The 15,737-nt window shown below is 37.2% G+C and carries 14 protein-coding genes; 10 read left to right on the top strand and 4 right to left on the bottom strand.

The window, feature by feature from the left end; genetic code table 11:
• The 3 genes from HND50_21395 to HND50_21405 all read right to left on the bottom strand — a co-directional run bounded on the left by HND50_21395 (nt 1) and on the right by HND50_21405 (nt 4,297).
• Complete coding sequence (locus tag HND50_21395; protein NOG47808.1) at nt 1-3,387, bottom strand: DEAD/DEAH box helicase family protein; 3,387 nt, start codon at nt 3,385-3,387, stop codon at nt 1-3.
• A gap of 191 nt (nt 3,388-3,578) precedes the next feature.
• Entirely contained in the window at nt 3,579-3,914 is a 336-nt protein-coding gene (locus HND50_21400) for a hypothetical protein (GenBank protein NOG47809.1), read from the bottom strand.
• Nucleotides 3,915-3,982: 68 nt separating this feature from the next.
• The gene (locus HND50_21405; GenBank protein NOG47810.1) at nt 3,983-4,297 is read right to left on the bottom strand and encodes a hypothetical protein; all 315 of its coding nucleotides are present in this window, start codon (nt 4,295-4,297) and stop codon (nt 3,983-3,985) included.
• A 31-nt stretch (nt 4,298-4,328) separates the two neighbouring features.
• On the opposite strand from HND50_21405, the gene HND50_21410 reads away from it, so the two are divergent.
• The 4 genes from HND50_21410 (at nt 4,329) to HND50_21425 (ending at nt 12,426) form a co-directional block, all read left to right on the top strand.
• Nucleotides 4,329-5,555: a T9SS type A sorting domain-containing protein gene (locus tag HND50_21410; GenBank protein ID NOG47811.1), complete on the top strand. Its 1,227-nt coding sequence runs from the start codon at nt 4,329-4,331 to the stop codon at nt 5,553-5,555.
• Nucleotides 5,556-6,147: 592 nt separating this feature from the next.
• Nucleotides 6,148-7,200 carry a hypothetical protein gene (locus tag HND50_21415; GenBank protein NOG47812.1) on the top strand — a complete coding sequence of 351 codons (1,053 nt, stop codon included), beginning with the start codon at nt 6,148-6,150 and terminating at the stop codon, nt 7,198-7,200.
• 22 nt (nt 7,201-7,222) lie between these two features.
• Nucleotides 7,223-11,764 (top strand): S8 family serine peptidase, encoded by a 4,542-nt coding sequence (locus HND50_21420; GenBank protein ID NOG47813.1) that lies wholly within the window; start codon nt 7,223-7,225, stop codon nt 11,762-11,764.
• A 41-nt stretch (nt 11,765-11,805) separates the two neighbouring features.
• Nucleotides 11,806-12,426 (top strand): hypothetical protein, encoded by a 621-nt coding sequence (locus HND50_21425; GenBank protein ID NOG47814.1) that lies wholly within the window; start codon nt 11,806-11,808, stop codon nt 12,424-12,426.
• A gap of 16 nt (nt 12,427-12,442) precedes the next feature.
• Here HND50_21425 and HND50_21430 read toward each other — a convergent pair whose 3' ends face one another.
• Nucleotides 12,443-12,610, bottom strand: coding sequence for a hypothetical protein (locus tag HND50_21430; protein NOG47815.1), 168 nt, complete (start codon nt 12,608-12,610; stop codon nt 12,443-12,445).
• A gap of 198 nt (nt 12,611-12,808) precedes the next feature.
• Here HND50_21430 and HND50_21435 point away from each other — a divergent pair, with 198 nt between their 5' ends.
• From HND50_21435 to HND50_21460, 6 genes are all read left to right on the top strand, one after another.
• On the top strand, nt 12,809-12,967 hold the full coding sequence (locus tag HND50_21435) for a hypothetical protein (protein ID NOG47816.1): 159 nt from the start codon (nt 12,809-12,811) through the stop codon (nt 12,965-12,967).
• Between the two features lie 121 nt (nt 12,968-13,088).
• Nucleotides 13,089-13,310, top strand: a complete 222-nt coding sequence (locus HND50_21440) for a hypothetical protein (GenBank protein NOG47817.1) — start codon at nt 13,089-13,091, stop codon at nt 13,308-13,310.
• 122 nt (nt 13,311-13,432) lie between these two features.
• Entirely contained in the window at nt 13,433-13,687 is a 255-nt protein-coding gene (locus HND50_21445; protein ID NOG47818.1) for a hypothetical protein, read from the top strand.
• Nucleotides 13,674-14,183 (top strand): hypothetical protein, encoded by a 510-nt coding sequence (locus HND50_21450; GenBank protein ID NOG47819.1) that lies wholly within the window; start codon nt 13,674-13,676, stop codon nt 14,181-14,183. The genes HND50_21445 and HND50_21450 overlap by 14 nt, the downstream gene beginning before the upstream one ends.
• A gap of 238 nt (nt 14,184-14,421) precedes the next feature.
• Entirely contained in the window at nt 14,422-15,339 is a 918-nt protein-coding gene (locus HND50_21455; GenBank protein ID NOG47820.1) for an SAM-dependent DNA methyltransferase, read from the top strand.
• Nucleotides 15,336-15,737 carry a hypothetical protein gene (locus tag HND50_21460; protein NOG47821.1) on the top strand — a complete coding sequence of 134 codons (402 nt, stop codon included), beginning with the start codon at nt 15,336-15,338 and terminating at the stop codon, nt 15,735-15,737. The genes HND50_21455 and HND50_21460 overlap by 4 nt, the downstream gene beginning before the upstream one ends.

The raw sequence follows: 15,737 nt of genomic DNA on the forward strand, positions 1-15,737 counted from the left end.
TTATACCGTAACCAAAAACCAGGTGATCAAATCGAAGTTCTGAAGTTGATATTTCTCATCCACCTTCAGATCTTGTTTTACTCTATCTAATGCGAACTTATCGCCCTTTCGTAACTTTGCTAAAACGTCTCTGGCTTCTTTACCCATCACTTTTTTGGTGCTGCCATCTTCTAACTCCGTAAATTCTGCAGCTTGTCTATCTAAAAATGATTTTAAGGAATTTACCAATTTCTGGATTTCTGCTTCATCTCCTTTATCAATCCCATCTGGGACAAAGCGCTCCCGGTCTTTGTGATAAGTAATAGCATCCAAGACCTCTTTTTGATTCAGCAATAACATCTTCCCATCATTATTTATATAAATGAGATCAAATACTTTATATTCATGCATCTTGGATTTTTCAGGACGATTAGGATAACCCAATAAGGCTATGATACCATCTTCTGCACAGATAGTCGCATCCGCTTTGAAACCGGAATACACACCTTTTGGCATACGCAGATATTTGTCCTTATCTTTATTGAATTCATCAAGTAAATCTTGGCGATAACGCTCAAGTGACAAATCATCAAAACCAAGACCCTGATCACTCACTTCAATGTCATCCCAGGAAGTTTGCATTTGTTCCATCATTCTTGCTTTCAATCTATTTTCTAAGTCTTCATCCTCTGCCATTTCCTTGAAAGTTTCTGAGAAATCCAAATGCACCTCTGAGCCAGCGAGTTTCATAGCTGCCATTCGTTGCTCAATTCTACCTTGAAGATTTAAATAACTGTTAATGTTATTAGATGGCCAAAAGTTGATACCAAATATCTTTTCGTTTGGTGATCCCAATCGATCTATACGACCCATTCTTTGAATAATCCGAACAGGATTCCAGTGGATATCATAATTAATCACCATATCTGCATCCTGAAGATTTTGGCCCTCACTTAATGCATCAGTAGCAATGATGATGTCAATTGGGTTTTGCAGTTTGGTGTAGGTTCTTGGATGATTTTCTGCAATCCAGGAAACCCAATTTTGATACTCTTTTTGGTTTCCTTTTTTTATTTCAAATTCCCATTCTTTCTCCTTGAAGAGCTTGGTGTATGGGGCAAAACGCTCCAGAATTGGTTCAAACAACTTGCTTTCTTCATCAGTATCTGAAACCAATGAGCCACTACCTGAAACCATAGATAGCTTATCGTATCCTCTTGCTTTTAATTGTTCGAATAAATATTGCGCTGTATCTCTATAGACAGTGAATATGACAAGCTTTTGGTTATTTGAATTATGTCCGGAATTTCTTTTACGTTCAATCTGTTGCATTAAAACCTCAAGCTTATTATCAGCCGAAGAGTGGTTCATTGGATGGATAATTTCCTCATCAATTCGTACTTGAAACTTCAACAGGTTAGAAAAGAGATTATCTAAAGCGTCCAGGTCTTTTTTTAAATCTTTTTTGTAATTCTTAATATTACCAGCAGCATCAATATCAGATAATTTTATTTTTCTTTTTTTACCAAGCGTGAACTCTTCATATTCTGCTTCTAATTCATCATCGTCAAAAAGCCACTGGTCATCTTCATTAATAACGTGGTTTTTTTTGTCCACTTGGTAGGCTTTAATTCTATCCAAAGCGTTTTGGTGATGATCTTTTATTTTTTCTACGGTTGTGAAAAATGAATACCAAGATGATTCTAACCTTTTGACCATTAAGATATACATCATTTTTACTAAAAAACGGTCCCTTTGTCTTTCATCATGTAAGACGTCTTTCTCATTATCAGTATCTTCCAAATAAAATGAAGGTTGATATCCTGAAAGCATTTGAGGGAAATGATCAAAAAGTTCCTCGAATGTTTCAAAATTGCCTAGTTCTTGAGGTGTGACAAAAAGGTTTATCGGTTTCTCTTTTTGAGGAAATACCAAGGCAGCTTCCTGTCCTTCAATCATTTTTCGTGTTCTGGCAACAGTGAGTGTGTCAGTCAACGTGAAAAAGTTGGCAGGTAGTTTTTTAATAAAGTCAGAAATTTTGGGCTCAGGCTCCCTTCGCCAATCATTAAAGGCCTTTTGCGCAGTACGAAATGAATAATCTAGGTTTCTAACTCCTAGTGATTCTTGATAACCATGCACATTACCCTGTACCATGAGTTTAAACTGATTTCTTATATCATTCAATGAGTTATTTATTGGTGTTGCTGATAATAAAAGAACTTTGATGTCTTCATTTGGCTTAAGTATATATTCAAGAAGAAATTTGTATCTATTTGATTTGTCGTTCCGAAGATTGTGGCTTTCATCTATAATAATTAGTTTTGGTTTGTCATTTGTGAATAACTTGTCAGCACGATCGTCATATCTCTCAAGACGTTCTTCACTCATATCTGTGTGAAAGCGAACAAAGAAATCCAGCTGATCTTTTTCAAATTTAGAATCTTGATGTTTACGATATCTTTTCCAATTAAATTCTAGCTTCTTGGGACAGAGTAGAAGAATCTCTCTCCCTTGTAATTGGAAGAATTTAATTATTGCCAAAGCGCACCAAGTTTTTCCAAGCCCAACAGCATCTGCAAGAATGGCTCCATTGTATTTTTGAAGCATTCGAATTAAACTTAATACTCCTTTTTTCTGAAAATCATAAAGAGTATTGTAAATAGCTGAATTTTCAAGTCTACCTACTTGTCTGTTGAAATCCGGATTACTATCATCTTCTAGTATTTGGCTTCCAAATAATTCAAATAAAATTTTATAGTAAATTTCTCGTGGAGTATACTTAATAAAAATTCGTTCAATTTCATTAATAAGGTATTGCTTAAAATTTAGTTTCGTTTTTGATCCATCTTTTTGAATTATGGTTTTTTCTCTGTGCGCTTGGGGTTTTTTCCATAGTGATTCAAACCATTCAATTAGCTCTTTATATTGACTATTATTGCCAGTTTCAGCAATATTTAATTCAACATTATTTGTTTCTTTTAGCCCAATTCCTGCCTCTGTCAAATTAGAGCTTCCGGAAATGAAATATTTTTTTCTATCATCTTTTTCTTTTGGATTAAATAGATAAATTTTTGCATGACAGAAGTTAGGTTCAAGGGTTTTTGCAGATACTTTATCTTGTTTTAAAAAACTAACAGCTTCTTGAGAAACACTATTTAATTTAAGTGCAGCTTCTATTGTTATATTTTCATTTAGTAAATCGAGAGGACGGTTTTCCTCCAAGTCAAAGTTGACAATATCTCCTAGAACTAAACGATATTTATCAATTTTTTCATTTACGGCTTTAGTAATGTATGCTAGTGCCCCAATAGTGAAGTAACCAGTAACAATATCTAACTTACCTTCTTCTGTGTATTTTGTGAGCCACTCATGGACTTTTAGATTTTCATTGGAGTTATCTAAAATCATTTAAAAATTGACTCCATTTTCCAAATCGGTGAGTTCTTTTTTGTTTACTTCGCTCAATGTAGGTTCCATAAATTTTTATAAAAATTGGAGTATTATATTGAGGATTAAAACAAATATAAAGAGATGTGTTTAAACAGGCAAAGTATATTACGAAACTTGCTGCATATCTTCTTGAAAAAAGGTGGAAGGCATTATGAGATAAGTCTTTTGTCTGGGTCTGTTTGAAATATCCCAATTCGGCAAAAAGGACACGTTTTATCTTCCAATTCAAATGTATCTGCGATGTCTTTAGATTGGCATTGAGGGCAGCTGGTTATTGGAGCAGCACTGTCAATCATAAATTCTGCGGCGCAAGATAAACAAATAGCAGGGCTGCCATTACCAATACATTTCTCTAAATTCTCATGGTCCGGGTGGTGGGCATACTGTTTACTCCCATTATAGTCTAAATAATATGGGTTCCCATCAGACAAGGTTTCTATTGTTTTGTTACATTCATTACAAATAAAGATTTTCCCTTCAGCCATTAATATCATTCCTGCCTTTAGTTATAACCACACCACCCTAAACGATTGAACTCTATGTCAATCATTTCTTATCTATTTTTAGAAGTCCAAGTTGCTGATTTACTCTCAATCTCTTCCTGTCTCATCACCCTATTGTTTTTCTTCAGAACAAAGTTATTTAAATCTTCTATTTTAAAGTTAACTCTTCGCCCTTGAAGGTTATAGTATGGAATTACATTCCTGCTAGTGTAAGCATACAGGGTTTGTTTTGACAAACAAAGATAATCATCTGTTTCTTCCATGTTTAAAAAAGGCTTTTCTTTCTTAAAAACCACCCGTTCGATATTTTGTAAAGACAGAAATATCTTTTCTAATATATCGGTTTGATCTTGTTCAAATAGCACTGTCCGCCTCCCGCTTGGTAATTACATTTCGATGAGAATATATAATTCAAAAGAAGATAAAACACTAATGAAAATGCTCCCAACAATCTTTTTACTCGTGTCTTTTGCTCAATCTGCTGATACTCTTCGTGTAGCAACCTATAACATTTTAAATTATAACGGTACGGCACGAAATGAATACCTGCAACCAATTACAAATGAAATTGATGCAGACATACTGATTGTTCAGGAGATCCTTAGTCAAACTGCTGTTAACTCTTTTTCCACAACAGTTTTAAATAATAATTACAGTACAATACACTTCAATGATGGCCCTGATACGGATAATCACATTTTTTACAAAACAGATAAAGTTAAATTCATTTCGGATTCCTACATATCCACAGAGCTTCGAGATATAGCTGAGTATAAATTAAAAGTGAATTCTACAGAAGAATTTTTATTCATTTATTCCGCACACCTTAAAGCGAGTCAAGGGTCTGATAATGAGCAAAAACGCTTAGCTGAATGCACTATTTGGCGAGATCATCTCAACCAACTTCCAACAGCGACAAATTTCATTATCCTTGGTGATTTTAACTTTTATGACTCGGGTGAACCTGGTTATCAGAAACTGTTAGCTGATGAAGCAGACAATGATGGGCGTTCATTTGATCCGATTGATTCACCGGGTAATTGGCACAACTCGGAATCTTTTGCCGGGATACATACACAAAGCCCAAGAGTCGAACAATTTGGCGGTGGTGCTTCAGGTGGCCTTGATGACCGTTTTGATTTTATTCTTATTTCTGAGGCTTTGAATGATGAGGTGTTACCGAACTCATATACAGAATATGGCAATGATGGCCAGCATTTTAATGTCTCAATAAATGAGGGAGAAAATGGTGCAGTCAGTTCAGAAATCGCAGATGCTTTATATTATGGGAGCGATCATTTACCTGTCTATTGCGACTTTGTATTTGATGAGGTCTCAGGAATTGAAAGCGAAAACCCAAAAGATTTCTTGTTACTTCAGAACTATCCAAATCCCTTTAACTCCACAACAAATATTGTATTTGAAGTTAAAGAACGAGGAAATGTAAAACTTGATCTGTATGATACATCCGGAAAGAAAGTTCTTACTTTAATTGATGATGATTATTCACCAGGCAAATATGAGCATAGATTTGATGCAAATTCGATAGCAAGCGGTGAGTATTATATAGTTCTTTCTACCGATGCTCGAAAGAGTTCAAAAAAGATTTCATTGATAAAATAATCCTGCCTAAAATCATATCTCATTGTCTCACTTTATTTTTTTCACTGAGACTAACAGCCTTTTAGAAAAAAGAGAAAGCTTTCTTGATTAAATATTTCTATTTCGTATATTTGTTGCACTGCTTTTTTAAAGTCAATATCCACAATTGGTGATTTGAAATTTCAATTCACCCAATTTCTGAGTTGTTTAGAGGGGGGCTCAGCGACATTCTTAGGAATTGTATTATAGCCATGGAAGGTTTGCTATTAGTACTTGAAGAATGGAGTTTAAGTTGCCCAATTTTATTGCAACTGGTTTTTTATCGGCACACGGCCATAATTTATACATTCCATTTTTCTTATCACAACCCAATCGCTTAAAAGATCTATCAATGATCACAAATAATTTGTCCATATTATTATGACTATTGATAAGCTAGTAGTGATTGATTTTTAAAATGGAGGAAGACCGATGGACTTGGAATAAAAAGCCTCGAGTGATGCTGGAATCATCACCCGAGGATAACGGGTTTGCACAACACAAGTATTGCCCGTATGACCGCAATATACTTTTTTTATTGCGGTTATACCAATTCCTTAACCAAGGACTAACCATGAAACACCTGTTTATATTTATAATTCTTAATCTGATATTCCTGATTGTGAAGTCTTGCAGCGAAAATGGAGTAAAACCACCAAATACTGGACAAGATACCACCAGCCATGCTTTTACCTGGCGTATTGATACTTTGGGTAAATACCCCAGCTTTTTTCATGATGTAACAGTTATTGATGAAAACAATATCTGGGCGGTTGGCGAAGTGACCACAGACAGCGGCACATATGGCGGTGCCCATTGGGATGGTAATAAGTGGCATTTACAAAAGTTTCCTTGGGATGGAGGTAGCTCGGCTACACCGATTCGGTGCGTTTGGGAGGGTACTGACAATAATTTATGGGTTGCTGCCGCAAGTATTTTTTTATGGGACGGTGAAAAATTGAACATGAAATGGCGTGTTCCAAGTTTTGGTAAAGGAGTTGAACAAATATGGAAAATTGCTGAGGATAATATTTATTTTGTTGGCGGGCTTGGTACTATTGTCCACTATAATGGGAGTAGTTTTAAAGAATTAAACAGCAACACAAATATCCATCTGCGCGGTATTTCCGGTAATAACAAAGGGAATGTGTTTGTAACAGGCTATGAACAAAACGGCGATGCTGTTGCATTAGAGATTGTTAATGAAAATGTAACAGAACTTTACCGTTCCATTGGCCCGGCCAATGTGCCACAAGGCAATTATGGAGTTTTTTTATCGGTATGGACAGGAGATGAGGATGCATACTTTCTTACAGATGCGGGTTTACTAACTGTAAACATTCAATCCAGGAAAAAAATACTCTCCAATAACCATGAATTAACTTATCCGTTTGCAAGACACGATATAGAAGGCCAGGCAGGAAACGATCTTATAATAGTAAGTGGGCGGGGTAAGGCTGTCCATTGGAACGGCAGTACCTGGTCGTTGCACACAGAGATGTTCGATCAATATCCAAACCAGACACTTACAACCTATGGAGCCGATTATAGATCTGAAACGGTGGCTTATGCAGGCCCCTACCAATTTGGAAATAAAGCGTTTATTGTAATTGGAAAACACAACTAAATATATTCTAAAAGGAAAAATCATGTTAAAATTTACTGTGTTAATTAGCATTATATTTACATGTAACTTATTTGCACAATATAACCCAAATGATCCGAGATTTGGAGAGCAATGGGGCCATACGAAAGTAAAAACACCTGAAGCCTGGGACATAAGTTTGGGACAAAGAGAAATAGTTGTAGGTATGATCGATACCGGTGTTAATTGGCATCATGAAGACTTACAGGAGAAAATATGGATAAACGATGCGGAGGTAAATGGAACCGCCGATTTTGATGATGATGGTAATGGCTATGAAGATGATATAAGGGGTTGGGATTTTTTTAATAATGATGCCGATCCTTTAGATGATTTTACTAATGGAAATACAGGACACGGCAGTATTGGTGCTGGAATTATTGCGGCAAACCTTGATAATGAAATTGGAATGTCTGGAATTTGTGATAATATTAAAATTTTGCCTTTAAAGATTACTAACCCCGGAGCAACACCTTATCCGGATGTTAATTCAAACCTTGTTAAAGCAATAAACTATGCAGTTGATAAGAACGTAGATTTAATAAATGCAAGCATAGGTGGTTTTGATTATAATCAAGATGTTTATACTGCGCTTCAAAATGCAAAGAATGCTGGCATTCTCATTGTAATAAGTGCTGGTAATCACCATACTGAAGGAAAGAATATCGATGATAATAAGAATTATCCAGCTTCTTATGATCTTGATAACATTATTCCTGTTCTTGCAACAAAAACCGATGACTCCAAACGAAAAAAGAGTCATTACGGGCCAAATACAGTAGATCTGGGTGCTCCGGGTTCTGATATTTTAGGAACAACAAAAATTAATGACGGTTATGAAAAGGATGATGGCACTTCATATGCCGCGCCTTATGTAACCGGTGCATTAGCACTATTATACTCCAGCGCCAGCGAAGATTTACATAATTATCGTTTGTCCGATCCGGTTGGGGCGTCCTTGTATTTCAAAGATATTATTCTAAGCAGTGTGGATTATGTTGCTGCGCTTGATGGTAAATGCGCTACAGGCGGCCGTTTAAATATTTTTAAAGCAATGCAAAAGGTTCACAAAAAAATCGCCCTGGTCAATAAGAGGGACGGTCACCAGGTATCACTCGGTGGTACATTAAGCCTCTATGGAACACAAAACGGTGTGGATGTAATAAGCCATACATCTAGCAACGATCAAAATGTTGAAGTCTTTTATAATTTTCTATTTGACACACGCACCGACCAAAAAGAACTGACAGATGGTTCAGATAATGTAAAACATCTAAACTGGAACGGAGACGGGAGTAGTTTTAGGTTTTATAACAGAGACGTTTTAATGAGAGATACCAAAGTAGAAGAAATTGCTTATTTCAAAGAACAGAAAAATATTATTTTAACAAGCAATATGGGGTTTCCAGTCACCATCCGCGATCCCTGGTTTGTAGAGGGTGCAGGTACTATTGATGACGAACAACCGGACAGCTTCCATGAATATGTTTCAAATACATCCTATGCAGTTTTTTTGGATCAAAATCCTGCCCTCGGCAGAAAATCATATTTTATTAAGGCTGACTACCAAGTAACGACGGGCGCAGTCTATGGTCTTTCACATTGGATTGCTGATCCTCCAAGTGGGGCAACTATTTTAAGCCCAAACTCAAATGAAACAGAGGTAGTATTTAACGATGAGGGAGTAACAATAACGGCTGTTTACCATCAAGTAAATAATATTCCTGATTATACAGCGAATGTCACACCGGACGCAACCCTATCCATCCCGGTAGGAGCAAACATAACTTTTGCCGATGGGTTTACTTTTGATGTCCAGGGATCACTTTCTATTGAAGGAACAGAAACACAACCTGTTACGCTTACTGGCTCCGGCCGGGCAACTGACTATGAACCAGTTGCACAAGCCTCTCTTGGCAATCCCGTTCTTCCTCAGGACTATTTTATACAGATTAATGGTAGCGATAAGAACATCACGTTAAATAATGTTAAGATAAAAAATACATATTGCGGGATTGACGTTAACGGTGAAAACAATACTTTTGAAATAAAGAACTGTACTTTTGAAAACACAAACGTGGGCATTCTTTTGGGTCAGGCTTCGCAGTCAGAGTTGTATTTAGAAGAAAACGTATTTAACAATAACCACACTGGTATTGTTTTTAATAAAGGCGTTGCAGATAATGTTCAAGAAACTTTGTTAAGCGTTTACCGCAGTGTTTTTAGCAATAATGAATACGGCATATATTATTTCCCTACATTGCAAGTTACCAGCGGTGCTGATTCTAAATTTGGCTTAGTGGCCGTAAACAATACTTTTTTTAATAATTCAAAAATTGCCTTCTATATTCAGCTCTACGTAAATGATGCAAATCAATTTGGTTATTTATATGGGTTTCTCGCCAATAACTTGTATAGCAATAATGCTAATCATTATTCTTATTCTGCTCAAGGACCGCAAATCTTTTATAAATATTGGCAACTTGATGCAATTGAAGGAGTAGATCCTGCTACTACATTTATAGACGCCGCAAACGGTGATTTACACCTAAGATATGGTAGTTCAGCTATAGGTGAAGGAGGAGGATTCCTTCTAGATAATATAGAGGATTACTTTTTCGATTTTAATATGAGGATTCCCGAAGAATATGATTGGGATACAGAAATCGTGGATGGAGAAATTGTATATCCTGATTTAGGAGCTTTTTATTATCCTCAAACTACCATTTCTGGTGCTATCTCTGCAAATATGACATTGGAAGGAAAAGTAACTGTTACAGATAATTTGACAGTTGCCAATAATGTCACATTAACTATTAAGCCAGGAACACACCTCTTTTTTGATGAAGCCAAAAGCTTAACAATTGAAACCGGAGGTACATTAAATGTCAATGGTATTCCTGCGGCGCTGGCAACGTTTAAATCATCTGTACCAGAAAAATGGGCTGGACTTAAATTTAATGAAAACGCCTCATCTTTGAGTTCAATCGAATTTGCACATATTGAAAATGCAACTAATGGTATTTATGCCTACAAGAGCAATCCAATTATTAAAAATAACACTGTTAAAGATATTACATACAAAGGCATTTATTTGAACATGTCTTCCTCGCTGGTACAGGGCAATACAGTTGATAATGCTAAATATGCTATTTATTCATATGGTTCAAATTATATTCCGAATGATCCCCAGCTGCTTGATAATATAATTTACGATTGTATTTATGGAATCAGACTAGCTTCATCTTCACCAAATATTAGGCGAAATGAAATCTCAGAATCGGATTATGGTATCTATTGCTCGTCATATTCTTCGCCAAACCTCGGAGATATCAGCGCCTTAGGTAATAATTATATCCATGATAACATTTACGGTATACGGGCATATTCATCTAGTCCATTCCTCGGGGAAGATCATTGTGGGGAATTTGGAGGGAGAAATTGGATTGAAAACAATGATTATAATGTTTATGCTTATGGATCCTCAACAATAATTGCGGAAAAAACCTGGTGGGGTAATGCTTCTCCAAACACATCGCTTTTCAATATTTTAAGCCCAGCTACTTTAGATTATATACCATGGCTTGAATACGCACCTTCTCTCAATATAATAGAAGGCAGTTCACCAGAAATCGATATGTATGATTTAACCTTTGGTAAGATATCATCAGCCGCAGTTGATAGTGCTTTAACGGAAGAAGTTGCTATGGAAAGTTTTAACAAAGAATGGCCACTTTTAAGGCAGCTAAAATTTGCCAAAAATTTGGTTCAATTAGGTTTTCCTAAAAGTGCCCATAAAATTTGTAAAGATATTATCACAACCATGCCTGATTCTAGTCTTGCTTTCCTTGCATTTGACATTCTCTGGAAGGCAGGTAGGACGGATGACGAATCCTTTATAAAATTCAGAAATTACACAGATTCCTTAAGCCAATTGGCAGATCAGGATGAAATTGAAGAGCATGCAGAGTTTGTTGATACAGAATATGATGCAGAACTAGGCCTGGGTAAATCATCGTCAGAGAGCTATTTAAGTTATCTTGACTATCAACACCCCAAGATTGCTGCAAATGTTCTCCTTAGAGAGTTAGAATCACGTCTAATTCAACTTGAGAATAAGGAAGTAGCGCTTCAAATTTTTAAAATAATGATTTCAGAGTTTCCAAAACAATTAGCAACGGCCGAAGCAAAAATACTACTTGATATCGATGAAGATTTTGACATTGAAAAGGAACTTGGCATTCCTCTGGTTTATAAGCTTTCACACAATTATCCTAACCCATTCAATATAGAGACTACTATTGAGTTTGGTATACCTAAAGCTTCTTCTGTTACTATTGAAATATTCAATTCAATTGGCCAGAAAGTGAATAATATTGAAATGATTAATCTTTCGCCAGGTTATCATAAAGTCTCATGGAATGGTCGTGATGAATTTGGAAATATAGTGGCTACTGGAGTTTATTTTTATAAATTAAAGGCTGTTTCCAGTCTTAATAAATCTGTAAAATTTGAACAAGTCCGTAAAATGTTATTGCTAAAGTAATTTTTACTACTATGCCCCGGCTCGGCCGGGGCTTTTATTTTATGAAAACAATAGTTGTACTAATCTTCCTCTCATTCTCAATTTATCTACATGCTGAAAATCCAGATAGCACAAAAGCTAAGATATATCAAAATAAGTCTATTATATTAGAGGCTGCACATAAATTTGATATCAACCCAGTTTACCTAGCATCGATTATTTATGTTGAGCGAAGTTATAATTTTAGCTGGACTGATATTGCACTTGATGAACTAATAGCCAAACGCGGTTTTAATAGTTCGGTCGGATTTTGTCAGGTTAAAATTAAAACAGCCTATTGGATCGAGACACAGATTACAGATTCTTTAAGCTCTTTTTTTCCTAGAAAAAAATATATTAATTCGTTAAAATTAAGTAAGTCACCGGATGAACTTTTTAAAAAGCTATCTAATGATGGCCTAAATATTTATTATGCTGCAGCATATCTTCGAATTATGCAAAGTTTTTGGGAAAAATCTGGTTATAGTATAGATAAAAAACCTGGAATTCTAGGCACTCTTTATTCCATTGGTCTGTTTCACAATAATGGTAAACCACGAAAACCGCACACCAATCCAATGGCTAACTGGTTTGGCAGAGAAGTAATAAAATCCATTTTTCTACTGAAGCACGTGTTTGAGTAAAGAAAGAGCCAATATATCATCCAGGGCTTTCCTTCTCCAACTCATCCTTCAATCTCCAGAACTGATCAAACAAAGCAGCACTCAACATCATAGCCTTAACACTGCCATCTTCCTTCAAGAATTTCTGCACACCTTCAACAACTCCCAACAATATATTTAGCTCATTTTTCACACTTTCTTTCATAACAACCTCCATAATGTTCAACATACTTTTCTTATGCCAGCTTTTTATGGCATAAGAAGAGTGATAAGCCTATCAACTAAAAGGGAAGGAGGAGCATTGTGGAAGAAACTAATCCTGCCTAGAAAGATCATCCTCACCATACAACCTCGTTTCAACAGCCACGAACAGAAACTCATTCTGAAATACAACCTGTCCGGTATGAACTGGATACTAAAGCTAATCCTGAATATCGCCCGCCGTTATGCCCAACTCGAAATCACCGCTACAAAAATCATTATCCCGCTTCAATCCGATATGCCCTACAGAATAGAAGATATTTCAGGACATGATATAACTATTAACCTAAAAAGGAGATAAACAGATGACCCAGGAAACCCAAACAAAGATTGAAAAGGGAGCCGTAATTGCATCCGTCATCGTTTCAGGTGTGCAGCTTGCCCTTCAGGTCACAGGATTGTTTCGCGGAAAGGCCTAATCAATGATGCCACCGGAAACAGAAGATAATGTCGTGGATGTGTCGCTTAAGCATATAGTGCTGGCCTTTGGTGGTATTCTCTTTGGTACCGCCATCGTAGGCACCACCATTGTGCTTGTTCGTGACCATATCCGCTTTAAACGACAGAAGTCATTTTTTGACAGCTTCAGCAACCTGATAAATTCCATTACCAATCTTGGAGGAAATAAATGGAAAAAAGAGTAGATGGATATTTTATTAGTAATGATGAAGTGAATAAGGGCAAAAGGATCCTAAGCTATATAGGGATTGGAACCATCGCCTGGAAAGTAATGCGCTTCATAATTGCTTCACCGGTGAGATAAGCCATGGCCACAAAGTTGAGATTCAATATTAACTCACATGCAATCGCTAAAACAGCAAGCCTGATTTCAAACAGCGTTTTATTAACAGCAAACGCTTACCTGATCGGAACAGGTTTTGCCAACAGCTTTCGCGAGCAGAAAACAATGAGCCGCAACCAGAACCTGCAACTGACCGCTGAGATTGCCACATCCATCGCTTCACTCACCAGGGTAATAACCGACACGCTCAATAAGCATAATAACAATGAGAGCGGTTAAGTATTATCCGCCCGAATCCCGCCGCTACCTTCAGCAAAACCTGCAATGCATCTACTGTGGCAATACCACGGCTTTCTTTATTGATCTAAAGCTAAGACACCAGGTCATCATTCAGAATGACAGCTCCATTCTTGTTGAACCTTCCAAAACAACAGAGAAGGTCTTTCACTCAATCGCCAAAAATATGGATATGGTACTGGACAATGAGAATGAAGTGATCAACTGCGCCAACTGCCGGAATCCCGGCGTGGACCGCCAGGAACGCCTGCTGGATTACTGCTGGCAGGTGGGTTGTCCCGGTTGTGATGTCTGCGGCAGCTATATCGATAAAGAGGATCTTATTGAAACATGTACAGAATGCCTCAGGGAAAACAAAGGAAAAATTGGAGAGGAAGACTGTGCCTATCAATGCATGTATTATGATAATGGACTAGACGCCGTACGCAGGCATTATGAAGTAACACTGGAAGAGTTAAAGCGGGACGCGGGCTACTAACAAACAATGGGGGCACAGTTTTTCCAGTGCCCTCATATTAATTATTAACCGCAAAGGCGCAAAGAACGCAAAGGTTTTTGATTCTTTTCTAATAACAATACTTAGCCACTGATACACACAGAAAATCATCCCGATATAAAACATCGTGGATTTCACAGAAAACGTTCAACAGAAAAAAAATACGAAATAATTAGTGAAATCAGTGTAATTCGTGGATGAAAAAATGAGAGAATAAAATATGCTGAAAACGACAAAGGATAAAAAGGGATGGTTATTGCCATACCTGGTTTCACTTGACCTGATGTTTTATAAACGATGGGATTATTGGCTAAACATATGTAACAGGAACAGGATTCCGGATGAACCAATTCCCTATATAGAATTCCATCCTATCCATGAATATCCAAAGAAAGAAGTACAGAAGAATCTGACGGACTGTTTGAAGGAAGCAGCTTATCAGCTCTCCCATCCATTGCATAGTTTTGTGGACTGGATGCTGTGGGGCTTCAACTATGGCAAAGAATTCCCTGTTGGAGTTACAGAAAAGATTGATGACTACTGGTACCGTACTTTTAACCTGGGATTGTTTTACCGGGAACCGGCCGATCATTGGCCCGATCTGGCAATGGATGTGATGGGCAGGAATAACCCACTGGGCTTTTTTGCCACACCGGGCGCGGTGGTAGATATGATGGTAAAAATGCAGTTTGGAGGAGAACCAACCCATGATCATAAAAACAAAAGTGTTCTCGATCCTTGCTGTGGCACCGGCGGCATGCTGCTCTATGCCTCCAACTATTCCTTAAACCTTTATGGCCAGGATATCTCACCATTGTTGACCAAGATCGCCACGATCAATGCCTTCATCTATATGCCCTGGATGGTCTCCAAACCCAAACACCTTACCATCTTCGATGTTCAGATAACTGAGAAAGAATTCCAATCCGGAGTGAAGATTCCATTTTGTACAAAGTGTGAAAAAGAAAACCAGAGTTTCTATGTGGATCTACAAACCGATTACCGCTGTGAGGTTTCCAATGCCGGTCATTTTACTCTGGACACACCAACCATCAGCAGTGACCTTATTAAAAGAAAACTAAAACCAGAAAACATTGCCTGCTCAGAGTGTAGCAAAAGCGGAAAGGAATATGCATGAGTATAATATGTATCGAATGTGGTAACCGGCACTTCTTTGATTGCGAGGTGGAAACAGTCATGGAAATCGAAATGTCCGGAGAAGGTTTATTGTTACAACCGGCCAAATTTGAAGACTGGAACTATGCTGAGGAAAATGTACGTGATCAGGTGAAGGAAGCAGTGCTTTCCACAGAAAAGATGAGCGCTGATGAACTATCGATGGAAGATTATAATCCCTACCTGCGCTGTGCTGTCTGTTTTTCCAGATCCGTCTGTCGTCCATTCTCAGACTGGTATCCCAGAAAAACCAGCATAGGTCTGGATGAAGAAATGCTAAAAAACAGAGAATCACTTTTACAACTAAGAGGTGAAAGAAAAAATCATGAGAATAAACTGCCCGTCCTGTGGCAACCATAA

It is taken from the genome of Calditrichota bacterium (assembly GCA_013112635.1).
Classification (GTDB): domain Bacteria; phylum Calditrichota; class Calditrichia; order Calditrichales; family J004; genus JABFGF01.